Below are 873 nucleotides of genomic sequence, written 5' to 3' on the forward strand. Positions count from 1 at the left end.
TGGGCAGCTGCTCCTTGGTCACGATGGAGGGCAGGAAGCTCAGGTGGGCGACGTCGAAGAAGGCCGTGCCGATGCTGACGATCACGGCGACCGCGTAGAGCTGCGCCAGCGTGAGCGCGTCGAACAGTGCGGCGATCGGGACGGAGGCCAGGGACACCGCGCGCAGCACGTCGGCCGTCACCAGGATGGGCTTCCTGCGCAACCGGTCCACCCACACGCCGGCGGGCAGCCCGAAGAGGAGGAAACCGATCATCCCGGCGGCGCTGAGCAGGCCGATCTCGAACGGGCCCGCGTCGAGCACCAGCAGCGCGACCAGCGGGAGGGCCACGCGCGTGACCTGGGTGCCGAACTGGCTGAAGCCATCGGCGGTGACGTAACGACGGAAAACGGGGGTCACCTGATCTACCGTAGGGGCCTTGCACAACTGATCACTGCACGTGATCGCTCCCCAGAGATTGCGCCAGAGCCTCTTCTGGTGGTCGAACCGCGCCGAATCCGTCGGTGGCGACCACAGGTGAGTAACGGACCGTGCACGCCACTGACATGAACCTGACGCCAAGACCGTCACCAACTGGCTCTGGTTGGAGGCGAAACTGGAGGCCGCGTAGTACATCAGGTATCTCCCGCCCTGGCGGGAGATGTCGGGCGCCTACGGGTCGTCGCCGGGCGAGTACGCGCGCCACCACGACGGGCGTACGGAACGCGGACCCGGCGCGGGTGAAGTGCACGCGGTCGGCGGAGGTGCGGGCCTCCGGGTAGCCGTGGGTGGAGCGCCCCTCCACCCCACAGGGCACCTTCCCACATGGGCGCCTTCGCCCACCACGCACACGGCCGCCACCGCCCACCCGCGTGGGGTGTCTCACGGGTCGGGGT

The 873-nt window shown here is 69.0% G+C and carries 1 protein-coding gene; it reads right to left on the reverse strand.

The window, feature by feature from the left end:
* On the reverse strand, positions 1 to 397 hold a 397-nt coding region (locus C1J01_RS50915; protein ID WP_181449389.1), incomplete at its 3' end, for an MFS transporter.
* Positions 398 to 873 lie beyond the last annotated feature (476 nt).

The organism is Nonomuraea aridisoli (assembly GCF_003236395.1).
GTDB classification, from domain to species: Bacteria; Actinomycetota; Actinomycetes; order Streptosporangiales; family Streptosporangiaceae; genus Nonomuraea; species Nonomuraea aridisoli.